At 63.0% G+C, this 20,691-nt stretch carries 13 protein-coding genes; 6 read left to right on the forward strand and 7 right to left on the reverse strand.

The genetic code is table 11. From position 1 onward, the window contains the following. The first annotated feature begins 53 nt into the window (after positions 1-53). Both LHA26_RS19525 and LHA26_RS19530 read left to right on the forward strand, forming a co-directional pair. Positions 54-1,199 (forward strand): exonuclease SbcCD subunit D, encoded by a 1,146-nt coding sequence (locus tag LHA26_RS19525; protein ID WP_252168906.1) that lies wholly within the window; start codon positions 54-56, stop codon positions 1,197-1,199. After that, positions 1,196-4,273 carry an AAA family ATPase gene (locus LHA26_RS19530; protein ID WP_252168907.1) on the forward strand — a complete coding sequence of 1,026 codons (3,078 nt, stop codon included), beginning with the start codon at positions 1,196-1,198 and terminating at the stop codon, positions 4,271-4,273. The genes LHA26_RS19525 and LHA26_RS19530 overlap by 4 nt, the downstream gene beginning before the upstream one ends. Here LHA26_RS19530 and LHA26_RS19535 read toward each other — a convergent pair whose 3' ends face one another. Genes LHA26_RS19535 through LHA26_RS19545 form a run of 3 tightly spaced genes read right to left on the reverse strand, consistent with a single transcriptional unit; the run spans position 4,274 to position 9,793 of the window. Then, positions 4,274-7,588, reverse strand: a complete 3,315-nt coding sequence (locus tag LHA26_RS19535; RefSeq protein ID WP_252168908.1) for an error-prone DNA polymerase — start codon at positions 7,586-7,588, stop codon at positions 4,274-4,276. Beyond that, positions 7,585-9,141, reverse strand: coding sequence for a DUF6504 family protein (locus LHA26_RS19540; RefSeq protein ID WP_252168909.1), 1,557 nt, complete (start codon positions 9,139-9,141; stop codon positions 7,585-7,587). Before LHA26_RS19540 ends, LHA26_RS19535 begins: the two co-directional genes overlap by 4 nt. Beyond that, positions 9,062-9,793 carry an ImuA family protein gene (locus LHA26_RS19545; protein WP_252168910.1) on the reverse strand — a complete coding sequence of 244 codons (732 nt, stop codon included), beginning with the start codon at positions 9,791-9,793 and terminating at the stop codon, positions 9,062-9,064. The genes LHA26_RS19540 and LHA26_RS19545 overlap by 80 nt, the downstream gene beginning before the upstream one ends. A gap of 177 nt (positions 9,794-9,970) precedes the next feature. Between LHA26_RS19545 and LHA26_RS19550 the strand changes: the two genes are divergently transcribed. After that, entirely contained in the window at positions 9,971-10,834 is an 864-nt protein-coding gene (locus LHA26_RS19550; protein WP_252168911.1) for a hypothetical protein, read from the forward strand. A gap of 6 nt (positions 10,835-10,840) precedes the next feature. Here LHA26_RS19550 and LHA26_RS19555 read toward each other — a convergent pair whose 3' ends face one another. Continuing rightward, entirely contained in the window at positions 10,841-12,616 is a 1,776-nt protein-coding gene (locus LHA26_RS19555) for a hypothetical protein (RefSeq protein ID WP_252168912.1), read from the reverse strand. A gap of 169 nt (positions 12,617-12,785) precedes the next feature. On the opposite strand from LHA26_RS19555, the gene LHA26_RS19560 reads away from it, so the two are divergent. From LHA26_RS19560 to LHA26_RS19570, 3 genes are all read left to right on the forward strand, one after another. Continuing rightward, complete coding sequence (locus LHA26_RS19560; RefSeq protein ID WP_252168913.1) at positions 12,786-13,385, forward strand: Stk19 family serine/threonine-protein kinase; 600 nt, start codon at positions 12,786-12,788, stop codon at positions 13,383-13,385. Between the two features lie 98 nt (positions 13,386-13,483). Continuing rightward, on the forward strand, positions 13,484-14,485 hold the full coding sequence (locus LHA26_RS19565; protein ID WP_252168914.1) for a site-specific integrase: 1,002 nt from the start codon (positions 13,484-13,486) through the stop codon (positions 14,483-14,485). Further along, the gene (locus LHA26_RS19570) at positions 14,485-15,198 is read left to right on the forward strand and encodes a Fic family protein (RefSeq protein ID WP_252168915.1); all 714 of its coding nucleotides are present in this window, start codon (positions 14,485-14,487) and stop codon (positions 15,196-15,198) included. Before LHA26_RS19565 ends, LHA26_RS19570 begins: the two co-directional genes overlap by 1 nt. A 285-nt stretch (positions 15,199-15,483) precedes the next feature. On the opposite strand, the gene LHA26_RS19575 is transcribed toward LHA26_RS19570, so the two are convergent. Genes LHA26_RS19575 through LHA26_RS19585 form a run of 3 tightly spaced genes read right to left on the reverse strand, consistent with a single transcriptional unit; the run spans position 15,484 to position 20,596 of the window. Further along, positions 15,484-18,294: a conjugal transfer protein TraG N-terminal domain-containing protein gene (locus LHA26_RS19575; RefSeq protein ID WP_252168916.1), complete on the reverse strand. Its 2,811-nt coding sequence runs from the start codon at positions 18,292-18,294 to the stop codon at positions 15,484-15,486. Between the two features lie 17 nt (positions 18,295-18,311). Continuing rightward, a complete protein-coding gene (locus tag LHA26_RS19580; protein ID WP_252168917.1) occupies positions 18,312-19,766 on the reverse strand; it encodes a conjugal transfer protein TraH in 1,455 nt (484 codons plus the stop codon). Beyond that, complete coding sequence (locus tag LHA26_RS19585; RefSeq protein ID WP_252168918.1) at positions 19,766-20,596, reverse strand: conjugal transfer protein TraF; 831 nt, start codon at positions 20,594-20,596, stop codon at positions 19,766-19,768. Before LHA26_RS19585 ends, LHA26_RS19580 begins: the two co-directional genes overlap by 1 nt. Positions 20,597-20,691: the final 95 nt, after the last annotated feature.

Raw genomic sequence — 20,691 nt, forward strand, 5'->3', positions numbered from 1 at the left:
GTCAGCGAATCCATCTAGTTTCTACACGAATAAAAATTACACGGACCCAGGGCATGCGCATCTTGCACACGAGTGATTGGCATCTCGGACGTCAGTTCCATGGGGTGAGCCTGGAGGAGGATCATGATGCGATCATCGCGCAGGTGGAGAAGGCCATCGCCGAGCATCAGCCGGACGCCTTGATTATCGCTGGAGATATTTTCGATCGGCTCACGCCATCGCAAGCTGCGCTCCGTCGATTCTCCGATTTCATTCGCAATGTTACTGCAGACGGCAAACTGGCAATCGTCCTGATCGCAGGCAATCACGACGCGGCCGCGCAAATCGGTGCGATGGGCATCCTTGCTAACACCGCCCATGCGTTGGTTAGAGGCCCGCTCGATCGGGACGAACGGCCGCTCCTGATCACCGACGAACATGGCGTTGTGGCCATCTCTGCGCTGCCGTTCGGATATGAGTTCTCGGCACGCGCGTGTTACGAGAATGAAGGCATTAGTTGCCCGGCGGACGTTCTCGCCGAGCAGATCGCAAGCGCCCGGCGTCACCTGCCGGAAGGCGTTCGGTGGGTCGTCGCGGCACACGCATTTGTCGAAGGTGCCAGCACCAGTGAGGGTGAGCGTCCGTTGACACGGTCGGTCGGCGGAATCGAAACAGTGCCAGCATCGCTCTTCGAGGGCGCTCATTACGTCGCCTTGGGCCATCTTCACCGCCCCCAAGCGGTCGGGGTGAGTCACATCCGATACTCGGGCGCGCCACTCGCTTTCGGATTTGACGAGGAGGGACATGCGAAATCTATGACGCTCGTCGACCTCGCCGCTGACGGCTCGGTTTCGCTTGCGGAGCTTCCCCTTGTACCGATCCGCAGTGTTCGTGCCATCAGAGGCAAGCTCGCCGAGCTCCTTGCAGCCCCGGAAGGCTCGGCTGACTTGATCCGAGTGGTGCTCACCGACGAACATCCTCAGATCGACCCGATGAAGCGCCTTCGGGCGCTTTATCCAAACGCTGTGCAGCTCAGCTACGAACGTGATGATCGGTCCCAGGAGAGGCGATACGCCGAGGGGCGCGCGGCGCTCGACCAACCTCGCGAGGTGATCGCCAACTTCGTTCGGTTCGTTCGCGAAACTCCCATCACCGACGCGGAGAAAGCCCTCGTCGACGAGGCGGTCGCCGAATTCGCTGCTGGGGGAGAAGCGGCATGAGACCCATCAAGCTCATCATGTCCGCATTCGGCCCTTATGCCGGTATGGAGGAGATAGACTTTCGAGATGCCGTCGACGCTGGCCTGTTCGGCATCTATGGACCTACCGGATCGGGAAAGTCGTCTATCTTCAGCGCCATGACCTTCGCTCTCTTCGGCGAAGGCGCGAAGAAGGAACAGTCGATCATCACGATGCGGTCTCAACATGCTGACCCCGACCGTATGACCGAGGTCTCCTTCCTGTTCGCGCTTGGTGACCGACGATATTTTGTGCGTCGTCAGCCCGACCAAGCGCGCCCGAAGAGGCGCGGAGATGGCGAGACCGTCGATAGCCACGCCGCTTGGCTGTTCGATGCGACTGATGTCCCGATCGACGAAGTGACCACCGATAACTGCGGCGTCGTCCTCGCTGAGAAGAAAGTGGGCGAGGTCGGTCGCCAAATTCGCGAGTTGCTCGGCTATGGGGTCGAGCAATTCCGGCAGATCGTCCTTTTGCCCCAAGGACGCTTTGAGAAATTCCTTCTCGCCAGCAGCGATGAGCGCGTCGCCATTCTCCGCGAACTCTTCGACGTATCCCTCTATCGCGACATTACCAGACGAATGAAGGAAGGCGCGATCTCCGCCAAGCGCGAGTTCGAAGACGGCCATCGCCTCGTCGCCCAGCGGCTGACCGAGAGTGGCTTCGCCAGTACCGACGAACTGGCGAGTGGTATCGAAGAGGCTCGGAATCGGGCAAACGAGAGTGACCTGGTTGCCACAAGCGCCGAGACGATCTCGGCCGCCGCCGATAAAGCCCACAGCGAGGCGGAATCGCTCGAAGCGCGCTTTTCGGCCGTTGAGAATGCTCGCTCTTCGCGCGCAGCACTCGAAACGCAGCGCGACGACGTCGACATAGCCGACAGGGCGGTTACCACCGCCCAGAATGCGCTGAAGGCGACAGATCTGGATGCTCGGGTAGTCGAAGCGGAACGATATTTTGATGACGTGACCGCTGCAGAAGCCAAAGCCCGCGATAACGAGTTTAAGGCAAAATCCGACCATGACGAAAGCGAACTGGCTTTCGTTGCCGCGGAAGCAGCGGCAACTGAAGTCGATGGACTGATAAAGCGATCGAACGAGCTGGAGCGCCATCGTGAGGCGCTGACAGGCGCGGCCGATCTAAAGGCGAAGTCCGACCTTGCGTCGGCTGCTCATAAGGCCGCCCAAGATGCCTTCGAAACCGCAGACGCGTCGCGAGTTCGCCTCGAGACGCTCTATAGTGATATTTCCGAGCGCGTTGCAGTCGCCCGTGGAAATGCTCTCGAGCGAGCACAACTCGACGCGAAGCTGGGTGCATTGCGCGAGGAATTCCGGGCGGCGAAGGCCTTCACCCAAGCCAAACAGCGCCTTGACGCAGCCATTGAAGACCTGGGTAGAGCGAAGGCGAGGCGGGACCAAACCGCCGGTCTTGTGGAGCAATCACAAGAGCAACTGGCTCTCGCCGAACGCGCCTTCATCGGAGCACAGGCCCAAATGCTGGCAAGCACGCATTTGGTGCACGGCGAACCCTGTCCAGTTTGTGGAAGCGCCGACCACCCTCAACCAGCACACGGGGAGGGTGATCCGAAGCGCCTTGAGAGGAACTTCAACGAGGCGCGAAGGAAGCACGACGGCGTCGTCCGTGACGCGACGATCGCCGAGGGTGCGATCACGCCGGCAGAAGCGCTGGTGACCGATCGGACGAAGCTGCTGGCCGAGCAATCAGCGCCAAGGGCGGACGTGGATTTCATCGAGAAGGAGGGGCGGGAGGTCGCCGATGAATTGTCGGCCCTCGGAGAGCCGGTCGACCTCGGCTCGATGGAAGGCGATCTCGTCGAGGCGAAGCGAGAGGCCGAAGAGGCGATCATTGCCTCGAACGCTGCCCGATGCCATTTGCAGGATAAGAAAACCGCTGAAGCCGTTGCGGCGCGATCGTACCAGGACGCCATCTCAGGAGTTCCGGAATCGCTGCGGGACGTGAGCGTCCTCGATGCCGAGGCATCAAGCGTCGATCAGAAGATCAAATCCCTTCGCGAGACGGTCGCCGCTGCGGACAAGCAGCGCCAGACCACCGCCGTTGCCAAGGCGACTGCGGCTGAACAGCTCACCGCTGCGGCTCGCGCCGTCGGCTCTGCTCGGTCGGCCGTGACAGGTGCCAGGGACGCGCTCGCGAAGCGTTTGGAGGAAGTTGGTCTCTCGCTCGATGCGTACCGGGACGGCGTCAAACTGATTCCCGAGATCGGGGTACTAACCGCCAAAGTTCAGAAGTTTCGCGACGACGTGAACCTTGCCGATGCCCGGATCGATGAAGCTGAAACGGCGGTCGAAAACCTCACCCGGCCGGACCTGACTGTAACTGCCCAAGACGCTGAGACGGCTCGAGCGGATGCCCTGGCTGCGCGCCGCACGGCCGCGGAGATAGAGGCCGCTCTCAAGCTGTTGGTCGATCTGCGCACATCGCTGCTGGAGCAACTCGACAATTTGGAGAGGCTCGAGCGCGAAACCGGACCTCTCCGCGCGCTGGCTGATGCTTTCGCCGGCGATAACGCCCTGAAAACCCCGCTAGAGACCTTCGCGATCGGAACAATGTTCGATCATGTGCTGGATGCAGCCAACCTCCGGCTCGGTCCGATGACGGCAGGACGTTACCGGTTCGAACGCGATATTGAGTCCGTGGGTGGAAGGAGCAAACGCGGCCTCGATGTCCGTGTCCATGATATCGAGACCGGGCGTGCAAGAGAGATTAGCACCTTATCGGGCGGCGAAACCTTCATCGCGGCACTCTCTCTTGCGCTCGGTCTGGCCGATATCGTCGAGATGAGCCACGGCCAGATCCGCCTCGATACCATCTTCATCGACGAAGGCTTTGGAAGCCTGGATACCGACAATGATGGCGGCACGCTCGACCTGGTGCTGAACGTGCTGCAGGCGATTGTAGGCAACCGCCGGGCAGTCGGTCTCATTTCTCACGTTCCGATGGTCCAGCAAGCCGTGCCCAACGGCTTTTCGATCGTGAAGTCGGCTGGCGGCAACCGTATCGAGCGACGCGTCTCTTAGTCAGCGGAAATCGCGTGGTTTGATCTTGATGCCTTCTGTCGGCCTGCCCGGCACGATGCCGGACCCGAGACGCAGGTCGGGGATGAAAATGTCGCGGGGCTGGCGTCCCAGAGGTGATTCCGGATCACGAGGGTCCGGACGCATCGGGCTCTTCACCACGTCGGCGCGGCTCACCCGATAGATATCGGCGACATCGGCGCGGTTTCCGACGCTCGCGAGCAGCGGAGAGAGGTCATCAAGCCGCTGCGCGATTACATGGATCACCTCGCCCTCGCGCTGAACCTGCCCACGCACGCCCATCATCGACGCGCCCAGCACGACGCGGCGGTGCTTCTCGAACACATTGGTCCAGACGACCAGATTGGCGACGTTCGTCTCATCCTCGAGCGTGATGAACATGACGCCTTTCGCGGAGCCGGGCTTCTGTCGGACCAGCACAATACCAGCGAGATTGATCCAGCGACCATCCTTCACGCTCTGCAGTTCTTCACAGGTGATCATCATCCGACTGCGCAGCTCGTCTCTCAAAAACGCAAGCGGATGGGCGCGCAGCGATAGGCCGGAGGCTCGATAGTCCTCCACGACCTCGGCGCCGACACCCATTGGGGCCAGGATCACTTCCGGCTCGATCGCTTCCTCGCGCAACCTGCCTTCGCGCTCGTCGGCGGCGGCGAACAGCGGTAACGCACAGTTACCGAGCCCCTTCACGCTCCACAGGCCCTCCCGCCGGCTGTTCCCGAGCGATCCGAACCCGTCGGCCTCGCCAATGCGGTCGAGCGCGCCGCGTCCTACTCCGGCCCGGCGCTGGATCTCCTCCACGCTCGTATAGGGTTCGTCGCCTCGCACTTTGACGATGGCCGCCGCGTCCGTATTGGCAAGGTCCTTCACCATGCGAAGTCCGAGCCGGACAGCGAGATATTGGCCGCCCGTCGGCTCCAGCGTGCAATCCCAACGACTATGATTGACGTCGATCGGCCGCACCTCGACGCCGTGCTGGCGCGCGTCGCGCACGATCTGCGCAGGCGCATAGAAGCCCATGGGCTGGGCGTTCAGCAACGCGGCGCAGAACGCGTCCGGATGATGGCATTTCACCCAACTGCTCGCATAGGCGATCAGCGCGAAACTCGCCGCGTGGCTCTCTGGAAAACCGTAAGAGCCGAACCCCTCAATCTGTTTGAAAGTTCGCTCCGCGAACTCCTGATCGTAGCCGCGGCTGACCATGCCATCGATGAGCTTGTCCCGGAAATGTGAGACGCCGCCGGTCAATTTGAAGGTGGCCATCGCCCGCCGCAGAAGGTCTGCCTCGCTCGGCGTGAAGCCCGCGCATTCAATGGCGACGCGCATCGCCTGCTCCTGAAACAGCGGCACGCCCAATGTCTTCTCAAGCACACGGCGCAGCTCCTCGGTCGGATAGGTGACCTCTTCCTGCCCGTTGCGCCGGCGGCGATAGGGATGGACCATGTCGCCCTGAATCGGGCCGGGCCTCACGATCGCGACCTGGATGACGAGGTCGTAGAAGGTCCGCGGTGCCATCAAAGGAATGGACGCCATCTGCGCACGGCTTTCGATCTGGAAGACCCCCAGCGTATCGGCCTTGCGGATCATCGCGTAGGTCGCCGGATCCTCGGCCGGGATCGTGGCAAGGTCGAGCTTCACGCCCTTGTCGTTCTCCATGAACTCGAAGGCGCGGCGCATGCACGAGAGCATGCCCAGCGCCAGCACGTCGACCTTCATGAAGCCGAGCAGATCAATATCGTCCTTGTCCCATTCGATCACCTGCCGGTCTTCCATCGCGGCCGGCTCGATCGGCACCAGTTCGTCGAGCCGGTCGCGCGTGAGGACAAACCCGCCCGGATGCTGCGAAAGATGGCGCGGGGTGTTGATGAGCTGACGCGCCAGCTCCAGGGTCAGAGCCAGGCGTCGATCGCCGAGATCGAGATTGAGCTCCTCGGCATGCTTCTCCTCGACGCCCTCCCGGCTCCAGGCCCAGACCGAACTGGATAGCCCGGCCGTAACGTCCTCGCTCAGGCCTAGCGCCTTGCCTACGTCGCGGACCGCACCGCGAGCGCGATATCGGGTGACAACCGCAGTCAGCGCGGAGTGGGTGCGACCATAAGTCTCGTAAATCCATTGGATCACTTCCTCCCGCCGCTCATGCTCGAAATCGACGTCGATATCCGGAGGCTCGCGCCGCTCGGCCGAGACGAACCGCTCGAAGAGCAACTCGGATCGCACCGGATCGATCGAGGTGATGCCGAGGACATAACAGACGGCGCTGTTCGCGGCGGAACCGCGACCTTGGCAGAGGATCTCGCGCCGACGGGCCTCGGCCACGATGGAATGAACCGTGAGGAAATAGGGCGCGTATTCCAGCTCGGCGATGAGCTTCAGCTCGTGCTCCAATTGCGCACGGACCTTGTCGTCCACGCCCTCGGGATAACGCTCCGGAGCCTTCTGCCAGGTGAGGCGCTCTAGCTCCTCCTGCGGCGTCCGACCCGGGACGTTGATCTCGTCGGGATACTGGTAGCGAAGCTCTTCCAAACTAAAGGTGCAGCGTGCGGCGACCTCGAGCGTGCGCGCGACAGGCGAAGAATCCTTGAGATAGCGCCGAAAGAGCCGCTCCATCTCCTCGCCGGTCTTGAGATACCGATCGGCGAATCGCTCGCGTCGATTACCCAATTCGTCGATCGTGCACTTCTCGCGAACACAGGTGACCACGTCTTGCAACATCCGACGATCGGGCGCGTGATAAAGCACGTCGTTCGTTGCGACGGTCGGCACCCGTGCGGCCGCAGCGAGGGCTGCAAGATCGCGCAGGCGGATGGCGTCTTTCGGCCGTCGTCGGACCGAGAGTGCAAGATAGGCCCGGTCGCCGAAAATCCGCTTCGTCCGAGCGAGCGCAACCTCGGTGGCGACGTCGGCGCGATCAGGGTTGAGGATCGCGATATTCCCTTCGTTCCATTGTTCGACATCTGGCCAATCGAGATGACAGGCGCCTTTGCCCGCGCGCTCTTTGCCGGCGCTCAGCAGCCGGCACATTCCGCCGTAAGCAGCTCGGTCGGTCGGATAGAGGAGGAGAGCTGTTCCATCGTTCAGATCGACGCGGCACCCCATGATCGCCCTGACGCCAGTCGTGCGTTCCGCATCCCAGGCTCGAACAATGCCGGCGACGGTCCCCCGGTCGGCGACGCCCAGCGCGGGTATGCCGAGAAGGGCAGCCGCCGCGAATAGCTCCTCCGGCGACGATGCGCCTCGCAGGAAGCTGAAATGCGTCGTCACCTGCAGTTCAACATAGCCGGCCTCGGCGGCGCTCATGCAAAGGCACCATGGATGAACCAGCGCATTGTCCCGGTCGCGGGATTGACGCCATCTCCGAGGCGGAAGAGCCAGTAGCGGCCGCCGGTCTCGGTCTCGACCTGATAATAATCGCGAACGATAAGGGCCTTGTCAGCTTCGTCTCCGCTCTCGCGCCACCACTCGCCATGAAGCCGCTCGGGACCGTCGCCCTGCGTCACCCGGTAGCGCTTGCGGCGCCAGACGAAGAGCCGGGGGGCGTCGTCGGGCAGCAATGCGATGACGTCGATCGGCTCAGGCCGGTCCAGCATCCGCGCGGGGCGGGGCAGATCATCGTCCCAACCTGCCCCACTCTCCTTCGTCAGCGCGCGCGAGATCACGACCGATCGTTCGGGCATCACGCTCGGCTGGGGTCGGGCCCGGTGAAGGCTTCGCGCGCCGAAGCGATTTGCGAGGGCGTCCACCAGGGCACCAAGGTCCGGGCCGCGGCCCCGATTCTCAAGCCCTTCGCCCTGTCGCGGCGCCAGCACATCAGCCAGCGGCGTAACCAGCGTCATAGCCTCGATGCCGAGCCCCGGCTCGATCGTTTCTATCTTCGAGCTCAGGAGTTTGGCGAGATGTGACGCATCGCGCGAGGCGACCGCGGTCCCAACGCGGATCGCCTGGGTGTTGCCGTCGACGCGATGGAAATAACAGTCCAGCCGCCGGGCACCTTTGCCGATGCAGGCAAGTTGGCCCACGACATCCTCGACGAGATCGCTGATGACCTGGGCGAAGGCCTCTGCCGTCGCGATCGGCTCCATGAAGCCGCGGCGAGCTTGGGGAAGATGCTCGGGGAAGATTGGCTCGATCGGCTCGTGGAGCAGACCCAGGGCCTGGTCCAGGCGGCGATGCAGCTCGCGTCCGAACCGCTTGGCGAGCGGCGCGCGGGGTGTGCCGATAAGCTGTTCGATCCGTTCGAACCCTAGCCGACGCAGGCCCTCGACGTCGCTCATTGGCAGCCGCAATGCCGATATGGGAAGGATCGATATCGCCGAACGCTGGGCGCCGGGCTCGATCGTCACCGGGCGACCGGCGGGCACATGCCGAGCGACCGCGTGGGCGCAGCCGGCGGTATCCGCCACCGCGATCTGCAGGCTGAGGCCAGAGCCCGCGATACGCCGGTGAAGATCCTTCAGCAGCGCCTTTTCGGTGCCGAATAGTCCCGCGCAGCCGGTGACGTCGAGCCAGATGCCGTCGGGCGCGTCGGGTGACACGAATGGCGAATAGCGCCGACCGGCCCAGAGCGCGAGATCGCGGAGCCCTTGGAGATCATTGTCAGGCTCCGCATCCACGACCTGCAGCTCGGGCGCCAACGAGCGGGCCTTTGTCACGGTCATCCCCGCCCGAATGCCGAGAGCGCGCGCGTCCGCATCGAGCGCCGCGATGATACGGCGCCCATGATCGGGTATCGCTGTCGCGAGCGGACGATCGAGGATCAGTCCGTCACGGCGGTCAGGCGACAATTTTGCGATCTTCCGCCGCAGCCGGTCGGTCGACCAGTGCGGCAGGAAGAGCGATACGACCCGTCGCATCGCACGCCTCCACAATCCAGGCGTGCGGGTTGCCGCCGCGCACACGTTCCAAATCGACCCGCCACCGCGGTCGCCCAAGGCTCGGTATCCCAAGATCCTCGCTCGGCGCAGCCGTCACCCGCCAGCGCGTCACCGCAGCGGTTCCCTCGGCAACCTGCTCGGCTTTCGCCGCACGGCGGAAAACGAACGCCGCTACGCCCGAGCTCTCCGCTGCCAACTGCAGGCGTTTGGACGCGGTGGTAGAATATTTCCCGACCTCGCCCACGACGCCCGCAATGCCGGCATGCCGCAGGCATTCCTCCATCGCGAGCAGGACATTGGTGTCGTTGCCGGCTTCAACATAGATCACGCGGTCAGCATGGAGACCCGCAAGGTGAAGCGCAGGTTCGAACAGGTCGCGCCAGCGCAGGCACCAGAAGACCGGTCCCTTCATCCGCGCCAGGATTCCTGCGAGGAAAACGGTCGCGCTCGCATCGTCGGCCAGATCGGGGCTGCCCGCCATTTCGTGGAGCGCACCTGCTGCAATGCCGCCGCCCGGCAGGCGCTGATCCAGTTCGTCGATGCCGAACGGAAGCGCGTCGTGGCGGACGCCTACGCCCTCGATACGCGCGATGCGCGCTCGCAAATCTTCGAGGACGGCGGATTGACGCATGGCATTCAAGAGACTCGGCGACAGTGATTCTGTTCCCTTTTTGTTTCATGGCGTGCGGATAAGAGTCAAGGAGCTCCTATCGATCGTTCTTCAGCTCCTGCTTCAGGGGCCCCCAACCTGGGCCAGCGTATTTCGCGTTCAAAAGATGATCTCGCGCGCTAGCTTGGAGGAATGTCCATGCTCCTCGCTGACTCAAACGCACTCAGGAATCCCGATCTCCGCGCCTATCTCGCCGCGGCGCGCGACCATCACATCGTGCTTTCGGACCTGACGCTCATCGAGATGCGCAAACGCAACGCGCTCTCGACCTCACGCGAGTCGCTGCTGATCGCGTCGGCCTTTCCCAACCAGGTCTTCCTATTGAAGCGGACCCACGAGCTGCTGGAATTCGATATTGCGTCGCCCTCAGAGGTCGATCTCCTGTTCGATTATGAAGGCGGGGTTGAGCTCGACCACATCATGAAGGGGCTGAGGGAGTTGCCGCCCTCGGACGCCCTGAAGGCTCGAATGGCCGAACTCGAGCAGGAAGCCGTCAACGTCATCGCCGAGCTGGGCAAGCAGATGGAGGGTCTCGAAGAAGCGCTCGTCGACATCACCAAAGAGTTCAAGCAGCCCCAAATCAAGGAGCTGCGGACCGGCGCAAATGTGAGCGACGAGACTCGCGAAATCCTGTTCCGCCTTCTGAAGGAAACAACCGCTCGTTTCTTCGTCGACAATCAGCCGCTCCCCCGGCGCAAGAGCATCAAGCTGACCCAGGCCCGCGGCATGTTCGCCTTCCGCTACTCGCTGTGCATGATGGTCTACTACATCCTCTGGGTGCAGACCGGGCGCCAGACGGGGCGCGCCCACCATCTGCGCGTCAACGACGTCATCGACATGCAGCTTGCCGCGCTAAGCACCTATTTCAACGGCGTGCTGAGCACCGACGGGCTGGTGTGGGACACGTCTCGCACCGCCCGCGGCATTCTCCGGCGTTACGGGGCCTATGTCGCTGAAGATTGGGTACTGCCGGCAGCGTTGGGAGGAGCGCCGCCGGCTTGATATCGGCTACCGGGCGGGGATTCTCATCACGCCGACGAGCGTCGCGTGGATCTGTGCGAGCTGCGCGGAAAGCTGGTCGTAGACTTCGTCAAGCACGAGCCCCCAGCCTCCGCGTGCCGCGTTCATGTCCAGGCCGAAGCGCTCAAGCGCAGACGGCATCACGATATCCGGATCCTTCCTGTGCCCAGCCGCCTGCCGAAGGTCCGAGAGGGCGAAGAGTTTCACGAGCGGTCGAGACGGTTCGCTCCCATCCTCGGCGTAGCGCCGAAGGATCTCATCGCCGGCCTGCCACGGAACCAGCGCGGCATCGATCGCGACATTGCAAAGGCAAATCAGCCGATCCAGCAGCTTCAGTCCGCGAAAGTCGGTGATCTTATCCGCGGGTGTCCCGAAAGCCAGAACGAGTGGGCGAAGGCGCCGTTCCGCGAGCGGCTCGATCAGCAGCTTGTCGAGATCGAGGCACCGGGTCAGGAAATCGGCCCGCGAAAGATCAACCGGGATATGGTGCAGGATCGGCTCGACGTGCGAGCCGTTCCACCACCCGTTGTGCGTCAGCCAGGCGCGGTCCAGCCCCACGTAGTCCTCGGTCCCGACCGCATCGAGACCGAACATCGCGGCAAGCCCGCAGAGCATGACCCCGATGTCGGCGACGCTGTAGACAAGCTCCTTTGCGCGAACACCGACATTCCGCGCCTGGTGGCTTTGCGCGGATAGCAATTCGGGGGTCGGCATGACCGCGTGGTCGTGGAAGTGTTGAACCACTCGCGCCGGCGTGCCCTCGTAGAGCTTGCGCACCTCAAGCTGGATAACGTCGCGACCAAGCCTTCTCGTCGGGCCAACGCTCCACTGGTTGCCGTAACCGACATGTCCATCCTCTGCCCCGATGTGAAAGCCGGGCCGTCCTTCATAGATGCCGAGTACCGTGTCGCGGACATAGACATGGTCCCATGGACGGAAGCGCTGAGCGACCGTCATCGTGACCGGCACCTCTATGCCCGGCCAGGAAAGCCCGGCCTCCTCGAGGGGATTGTTGGTAATCGGCAGCGGGCCCGGCCGGGCCATGTGCCGCGCGCCCCAGACCTGCGCGAAGAAGCCGCCCTCGCGCCGACGGCGAACGTCCACCTCACGCGTCCGCAGCTTCTCGTTCGCTTGCTGGCGATCGCCGAGCAGTGCGTCGGCGGCGGCATCAACGGGACCATGGCGACTTTCCCAGTAGACCTGGACCAGCTCCATCCCGCGCAGGCTCAAATAGTCCTGGAGATAATCACGCGAGACAGTCGCTCGGGCGCCGGATTGCTGGAGGTCGGCATAGATCGACGGTGCGCTGACACGGGCCACATCGAACTCGGGTTCCGCGGGATTGTCCCAATGGATTGAACCGTCATTCAATGCCCGCGGCATGAGGCCGTAAGTCATCGCAAATTTGGGGTCGAGTACCATCGCCGAGTGATTGTGATTCTCCCAACCCAGAATCAGCGGCTCGCATTCGATGCGCCGTCCGTCAGTATAGGCGCCGATCCAGAACCGCGGATTGACCGACCCCGCGACATTGCGGCCGGGGCCGGGCCGCCCGGTCGATTCAACCTCATAGTTGAAGGCGATAAGCTGGCCGTTGAGGGCATCGAACTCGGCGGTAGGAATCAACGCAGACCAAAGGATGCGGGTCCCCGGGATCCAGGGGTCATCGTAGCTGCGAATCTCCGCAACCAGCACGTCGGGTTCGGCCCACGGGTCCTCAATCGGGATGTGGGCCAGCAGGTCCGGCCACCAGTCTTCTTTCATACGCACGCATCCATTTCTCGCCCGGCATTCCCACGACGATCGGCACACCCGGAGAACCAGCAATGACACTTTACCCGGAGAGCCTGGTAAAGTGTCACGGGTGATTAAAGGGCAGAGAAAATACAGGGAAGGGATTCACAAATCGGCTCATTCGTGCTTGAAATGTTCCATGTTTCAGCCGGACTTCTTCATGATGGATCAAGCCGCTGAGCAGACGGTTCTGCCAGCGGATATTGGCGGTCTCAGCGAGCCCGCGCCGACGCGCTACGATGCCGCCAACGACACTGAGCTTGACCTGCCGGCCGTGCTCGAGCGGCTGGCCGATATCTCGACCCGTCCCCGCTACACCTTCATGGTGCTCAACCTGATCGCGCGCGCGGCAGGGCAGAGCGACAGCGCGGGGCCGTATGTTCGTGAGGATGGCCGGGCCGTGGCCATTCGCGACTGGCTAAGCGATGCCTTGATGCCGATGGCGCAGCGCGATGCCCGGCGTGTCGCCGTCGTCCAAGAGGTCCGCTCCGATCTTGCGCGGAAGGGCTTGCTTCCTGAGGATAGTGGTCTCGCGCGGGAGAGGATCGCCGAGGAGGTCCGTGCGAGGCTTCGTCACTCCGGCCGCACGAACGTGAGCCGTGCGGTTTCGGACCTGGTGCGGGCCGGTCTGATCCGCCGTCATTATCAAGGATACCGCGTCGACCACGAGAACCGTGGTGCGCAGCGCGAAGCAGTGTACACGCTTGCGCCGCTCGTAAGGCGGGCACTCGGCCGGTGAGGATCGTTGAACCCTTCCTCAGGCTACCTTATGTCCGATAAATGGGATTCTCGGACATAAGATTGGCTTGAAGAGGGGGCTCTGTTAGGCTGATCGCGATGGCTCGCGACCTGCTTCCAATTTCGACAAACCTCCCCGCCGATCTGCTCGCGGAGATCGAGGGTGCGCGCGACACGCTGGCCGCCTCGAAGGCCAATTCGACCCAGAAAGCCTATGCCACCGACTGGGAGCGCTTCTGCGCGTTCTGCGATGCGCGCAATGTCGAGGCACTGCCGGCGCATCCGGACATCGTCGCGCTCTTTGCCCATGTCGAGGCCGAGGCAGGTATTGCGCCGGTCACGATCGGCCGGCGCGTCGCAGCGATCAATCATCACCATAAGGAGGCCGGCCTCGCTCCACCCACAGCGCGCGACGCGGCCGGGATCATCAGTCAGATGATGGCAGGCGTGCGCCGCAAATATGCGCGCAAGAAGGATCAGAAGGCTCCAGCAGCGGCGGATGTGCTTGCCGCGATGCTTGCGACGATCAAGGGGACCGGGCTCCGCGCCAGGCGCGATCGCGCGATCCTGGCGATCGGCATGGCGGGAGCGTTTCGGCGCTCGGAAATCGCCGGCATGCAGCTTCCCGACCTCGCCTTCGAGGCTTCAGGCGTGCGCATCGTGATTCCGCGTTCAAAGGGCGATCAGGACGCGGAAGGCCAGGAGATCGCGATTCCCGACGGACGGCAGATCAGACCGGTCAGCTTGCTTGATGAGTGGCTCGAGGCGGCTCATCTGAACGGGCCGGACCCTGACACCGGGAAATCGCGGACGGGACCGGTGTTCCGCCGCCTGACGCGAGACGACACCCTGACGGCCAACCCGATCACCGACAAGACCGTCGCTCGCCTCGTCAAAGCGTGTGCGTCGGCGGCGGGGCTCGATCCATCGCTGTTCTCCGGCCACTCTCTGCGCGCGGGCTTCCTTACCGAAGCGGCCGCGAAGCGCGCGAACCTGTTCAAGATGAAGGATCATTCGCGGCACAAATCGCTCGATACGGTAGCCGGCTATGTCCGCGACGCCGGGATGTTTGACGATCATGCCGGGGAGGATTTTCTGTAATGTCCCCCCACACCGCGCCACCAGAATGGCAGGCCTACACCATGCCGGATTACCACGCGGCGATGACCAAGGCATGCACGGCGCTGCTACAGCGAATCCACGCCGACGCTGCCTTTCGCTTGTCGATCCTGACCGATCCGCGCGACCTTCACCGGACCCTTTTTGCGCAGTTCACGCCGCGCGGTCATCCGGAATATGCCGGCACGTACAGAGGCACGGTCGGAACCTCACTCGAGGGGCGTCGATCGGGCGCTCCGCAACTCTTCACGCCCCAAAAAAGCTTCTCGTTCGAGGAACCAGAGAATGTCGCCGCTCAGCTCGATTTCATGTTGGCCGAGGTGCGTCGGGAACTGGTCCCTGCGCGGTCAGCCGCTCCATATGTTCAGCTCCTGACGCTGACCCATCTCTTCTGCTGGTTCGGCAAGATTCACCCGTTTCTCGATGGGAACGGTCATATCCAGCGCGCCCTCTTCGCCGCCGCTGCGGTCGAGATCGGTATTCCGCTCGCAGCGCGTTTTGCCATTCACCCGCGCCCGTTCGACAGCCTCCTGGCCTGGCCGTTGGAGGCGTTCACGAGAGCGTCCGCCGACGAGCGCGAGCCCTTCATCGGCATGGTGGCGGAGTATCTGAGTTCCTGGCTGGCAGGCCCCTTCGACCAGCCCGCGAGCGGTATAGCGCCGGAAGATGACCCGGAGGCGGGCAACGATTCCTAACCGTCCAAGCCACTGAAACGCTTGCTCACCTCGTTGCGAACAAACCTGAAACAGGCTATAACGGCCTCAGGAAATCGCACGATGATCGACACGATAACTTACGGTCTGACTAAGGATAGTCCCTCTGGCCCGATTTACAGGCCAGCGGAGCCGATGCCGCACGAACTCTTCGTGTCTGACGATGACGATCGTCCACTGACGCGTGGCCAAATAATCGGCGGTGTCATTTCGCTCGCGCTTCTCGCGGCGACTGGCGTGTACCTGTTCCTGGCGCTTTAGGCCCGGTCACTTCCGCAACTCAGGATCGTTGAAGAAGCCACGATTTTGGTCTCGAGACACTTCGGACTGCAAATCGACGGTCGCTTCGCCGCGACTGTTGCGCGCCGCTCGCGCGATCGCCCTGTCATCGTCGAGCTTTGCACGACCTTCAGCGATAATGCGGGCCGCCGCCCCCGGATCTCCTCCACCGCCTCCAGCACCGAGCCGATCGACGCCATGGGGGCGATGAGACGCGCGAACGTCAGCTGGACCGCCGATGTCGATGCGGTTGACCTCGACGAGCGAGGGCTCCTGAAGGTTGCCGCTGATCTCCGCCCATAGCGCGTCCCGCTTCTCCTGGCTCCATTGCTGGATCATCGCATCGCGCACCGCCCGCTGTTGCGGCGTCAGGTTGGTGGCCCAAAGTTCGGGCGCGTCCATATTGGGGTGAAGCGCCTGCTGTTGCCGATACCATTGCGCGAGGTCCTGACTCATATTCTCGCTGAGTTGCATGCCGTGAGTTTCAGCGAAGCTCGCGTCGCGCGAAAGCGATCGGGAAAGTTCTTCCATGCGCCGCGCCACCTCGGAATAGGACCTGGCGCGGGAGAGAGCGTCTTCGGTCCCTTCGGAGGACGAAGTCGTCGTCGATCCTCGGCTGAACGTCCCCGAGCGAGCATAGGTGCCGTCCGACGTCGTTGCCCCGCTACCGCTCGAGTGCTCGTCGCGAACACCGCTGGATGCAGAACTCGAATTGTCTGTCGACCGTGTTTCGTCTGTTCCGTACCGCAGGCTGTCGGCCTGCTGACCGGTCTTCGTGACACCGACGTTTCCGCCGACGCCCGGCAACCCGCCGCGAGCCCCAGGCTTTCCGCCGCCTTGGCGGCCCGCGCCCCCGAGGGCACCGCTCAAACCGCCTGTGACCTGGTCGAGCGTCCCTGCTGAACGCTCATGACCCTGGGAAATCCTCTGACTCTGCCCGGTCGAGGAGCGCTCCTCCGTACCCTGCGAGCTCGACCCAGTGGTGCGGTCGAACTGCTCGATGTTGGTATTGGACGACCGCCCGGTGCCGGATTCGAAACCGGATGAACGCTCCGAAGAGGTGCCAAAGGCGCTGCGGTTCGTATGGGTGCTGGTCAGAATGTCCTGCGCCGCATTCTCGTAGGCCTGGGCCTGTCGATGCGCTTCGTTCGCCATCTCCCGCCATTCGGCGACCGTGCCGCTGTTCATTGTTGGCGTGAAGCCGAGGCGCGAGATCGCGCCATTCATATCGATCACGTCCTGACCATTTCCAAAGCCAGAAACGACCGCACCATTGTCCTGCCGCCACCCGACGCTCGCGGCTCCGCCCATAAAACTCGGCGCGGTGGACCATTGGTCGCTCTGGCGCATGTTCGACGTCGCGTTGGCCCAGCTCACATTGCCGTAGGAATAGTTGCCCGTCGTCTGCTCCAGCGCCGCCGCCTCGGCGGCATTCTGTGCCGGTGCAAGCATCGACGTCGCCTGCCCCGCGATCGACATCGCGCCGCGCGCGAGCCCGGCCGCCAGGAAGGGGATACTCATGAGCATGAAGCCGGCGATCGTCGCCGTTTCGCCATTCACAGCACCAATGCCGGCGTAGGTGCCAAGCGTCACGCCGCCACCAGCGACCCCGGCGGCCGCGGCCTCCGCGCGCGTCATGCAGATCATGTGGAGAATGACGTAGAGCGGCCCCCACGCTGCGAGATAGAAGAACCCCATCGCATAGCCCTTCAGCGATGCGAGGCCCGTTTGCGGCATGAGGAACAGCGGGAAGATCACCGGGAACATTGCGAAGAAGACGACGGTCAGCACGATGTTGAGAATCGGCACCCAGGCCATGGCCTGCTGCGCGATCGAATTGTAGGTGTTGCGCGCCTGGATGTCCGCCCGGGTCTGGGCGAAGGTGTCGATCGTCGCAGCGCCCGAGCCGCCAGCCATGCTGTTGCGAGCCTGCATGAAGGCGTTGATCGCCGTATTCTGACGCATGGCGTCGCTATAGTTGCTCCCTGATCCCGTGAACGCGGCGTTTGCGATCGGGAGATCGTGCTTGAGCTTGTCGGCCGCCAACTCGTTGCTGAGTTTCGGGTAAAGCTCCTTGCCCCATAGCGGCGTGTTGGCCTCGATCATCGGTGCCCAGCGCGCATTGAGCATGTCATAGGCCTGCCGGCAGGTGACGATGGCGCTGGTCACGGTGCCGTCGCCTTGCCGTTCGAGCCATTCCTGCGATCGCGCCTCCGATCCAGGGCCGATGTCGGCCCAGAGATCCTTCGACTGCGCGAGGACCGTCAGAGATTTCCGATAGAGCATCACGTCCCCGAAAACGCACTTCTTGAAGTGCTCTTCGAGATTGGTCGAAAACTCGGCGTCCCGGATGACGAAGTTGCGTGTCGCATCGAACAGGCGCGCGCCGTAGACCATGCCGTTGGTCGAATAGTTGAGTTCGCCCGGCATCACGAACACGGTCTCGGCCGTCCGCGTGAGCCAGTCACCAATCTGGGTCGTGAAGCTGGCAAGGACACCCAGCCCGAGAGGGACGTTCGAGACGGTTGCGGGGGCCAAAGACGGATTGATCCGATCGGTGACCTTGACGTCGATGGTGGGCATCATCAGGCACAGGTAGATCGCCGTCGATTGAAGAAACCAGTTCATCCAGACGCGGAAGTTCAATGTGAAGGCGACGACGAGGAGCGAGTAGATCAGCCCCATCACCATCACGACGCGGAGGAGAGATCGATAGCCCCCTCCCCCTGACCAGGCGGCGACCGCGTTGAATGTGTTGACTAGATACTCCCCGCCCCCAACCGTGAAAACCTCGAGCATCGCGCCGCCCCCCTGCCCTACATCAGCCCTTGTGCGTTCAGCCCGCGCGAAAAGTTGAGCGCGGAGGACATGCCCGGGGTCATCGAGTTCTGAAGGGTGGACTCGAGCATGATACTGCGGTCGATGATCTGCATGGTCACCTGCAGCTTGTTGGAGAGCTTCACATCACGCTGCGCGAATTTCTGGCGGGTCGCGGCGATCTGTTGCTTCCACTGGGTGGCGGTCGCCTGATCGAACGTCTGATAATGGGTCTGTGCCTGCTCGACCCGGTCCATCATGTTGTCGAGCATGGCCGCTAGCAGGTCGACCGCGACGATCTCCGAGAGGGTTTCGATCTCGCCGTCGGTAAGCGCGTAATGCGCATAGGCTTGGACCGCGAGGATCTTGTAGAGCGGCACCGTCGCGAGATTGAGGAGCTGCTTTTCGGAGGCGTCGAGAGCGGTGTCCGTCCGGATCTTGCTGCTCATCGACCGGATCATTCCAGCGATCCGCGGCCGCAGCGCCGACGATGCCGGCACCGTTAGGGTCTGTTCGCCCACATCATAGCAATTGGTATCGTTGCACTTGAGCATTTTGACGGGAGGTGCATCCGCCGTGCCGTCCAGGAGTGCCGTAACGACGGCTTCCTCGGCCGGCCCAAACATTACGACCTTGCCGCCCACCGTCGGATCGGTTGACGGGGTTGTCACGACCGTCCCGACCAGAGTCATGATATATTCCGAGAAGGACTGGTCAAACGCCCCGAACTTCGCGGACTTCTTGAGCGCCTCCCAGGTGTAGTTGTGCGGCTCGCCGACGAGCTGGTCCTTCATGTTGGCATCGGTATTGCCCGCGATCGTGCTGTCGCGCCGGTTCCCGTTGTTGCAACCCTGCCGGGACGCCGCCCAGTCCGAGAAAATGCCCTGGCTGTTCCCAACGGCCTCGCAGATCGTCGACCTGGTTGTCTCCACCTGTGGCCATATCCCGCCCACGAGCGCTTGGGCGGTTTCGCAGCTCGAAATGTTCATCTGATTGAGGAGCTGCGCCTTCTGGCTGAACTCATCCATGACCTTGCCGATCTCGGGCGAGACGGAATCGATCGCGAGCTTGAAGGCGAAGCCGAGCGCATTGTTCGCGGTCGCCTTCAGCATCGCCACGATCTCGGAGGCGTTGATGAACGAGAAGCTGCCTGCAAACAGGTCAATGCCGCCGCAGCCCGCCCGGGCGCTAGGGAGCTGGAGGTTGAAGGGCGAGACGCTCTTCTGAGGAAAGCGCGTCCAGACATTGCCGAGCGAATAATAGCCGGCCGACTGGCCTTGGAAGGCAGTCGGCCCGGTGACATTCGCGGCGCCGCCAGCGTCGTTGAAAAAGCCGTTCATCTGCGACGCGACATCCGCTCGCGCCACCTCAATGATGGCGAAGTGCGAAGCGGCCACGAGCGCGAGGCCAGCCCCCAACCGACGGCGCAGCGCGCCCTTCTTCCCGCGTGCCATCAGTAATCGCTCCCCACCTTGGTGTTGGTCAGCATGAAGATGCGGTCCATGATCTCGTCGGCGCTGAGCACACCGTAACCGACCGGGATCGTCCGCCTGGTCTGGGTGTCGAACAGGACAAGCGCCGGCGTCTCATTGCCGGGAACGCCCATGCGAGCCCGCTGGCCGGAATCGACCACGTAGTTCGGGAACTCCCGATTGGGCCCGCCATCCATCGAAACGGCCATCACTGTCAGGCGATGGCTGTCGGTCACCGAGCGCAGGATCGGCGCGAACACCTCGCACGCACCGCAGCTCTGGGCGTAGAAATAGAAGAGACCGTAGCGCTGCCCGAGGCTGGTCAGCACCGCATCCCGGTCGGCCTGACGGTTGTCGAGCCAGAGGCGTTTCCCGACCGTCGAGACTGGACGCTGCAGCGTGTAGTCGAGATCGGGATTTTGCCAGAGCGCGCGCTGCCAGGTGTCGGAGAATGTGGATGCGCGATCGAGCTGTTCGCGCTGGAAGCGCACATAATTGATCACGTTGGCCTCGGTCGGATCCAGGATCGCTTTCGCCTTCAGTTCGTCGAGCTGCCTTGTGATCGCAGCGATCCGGTCCGTCGCACTCTCCTCGTTGGCCTGCGCATTTCGCGCGGCATCCTCTGCCGGCTTAGGCTTTGCGCAGTAGAACCACTGGCCGAGCCGACGCTCACCGCAATAGAAATCGTCGGGGCGATCCTGCTCGATCGCGTCGCGCTGGGTGGCCGGCGCCTCTTGCGCGAATATGGGCGGTGCCCAGATGGTCGCCGAGAAGATGGCGGCCAGGACCGAAGTCCTACCGAAGATCGACATGGCTCGCTTTCCTTTCGCTATCTCTGGGGGTGTCGCGGAGGGGGGGTGAGGAGGGCGAGGTTGGCTCGCCGATCCCCGGTCTCGAGGTGGAGGCA

This window comes from Sphingomonas morindae, assembly GCF_023822065.1.
Taxonomy (GTDB): Bacteria; Pseudomonadota; Alphaproteobacteria; order Sphingomonadales; family Sphingomonadaceae; genus Solisphingomonas; species Solisphingomonas morindae.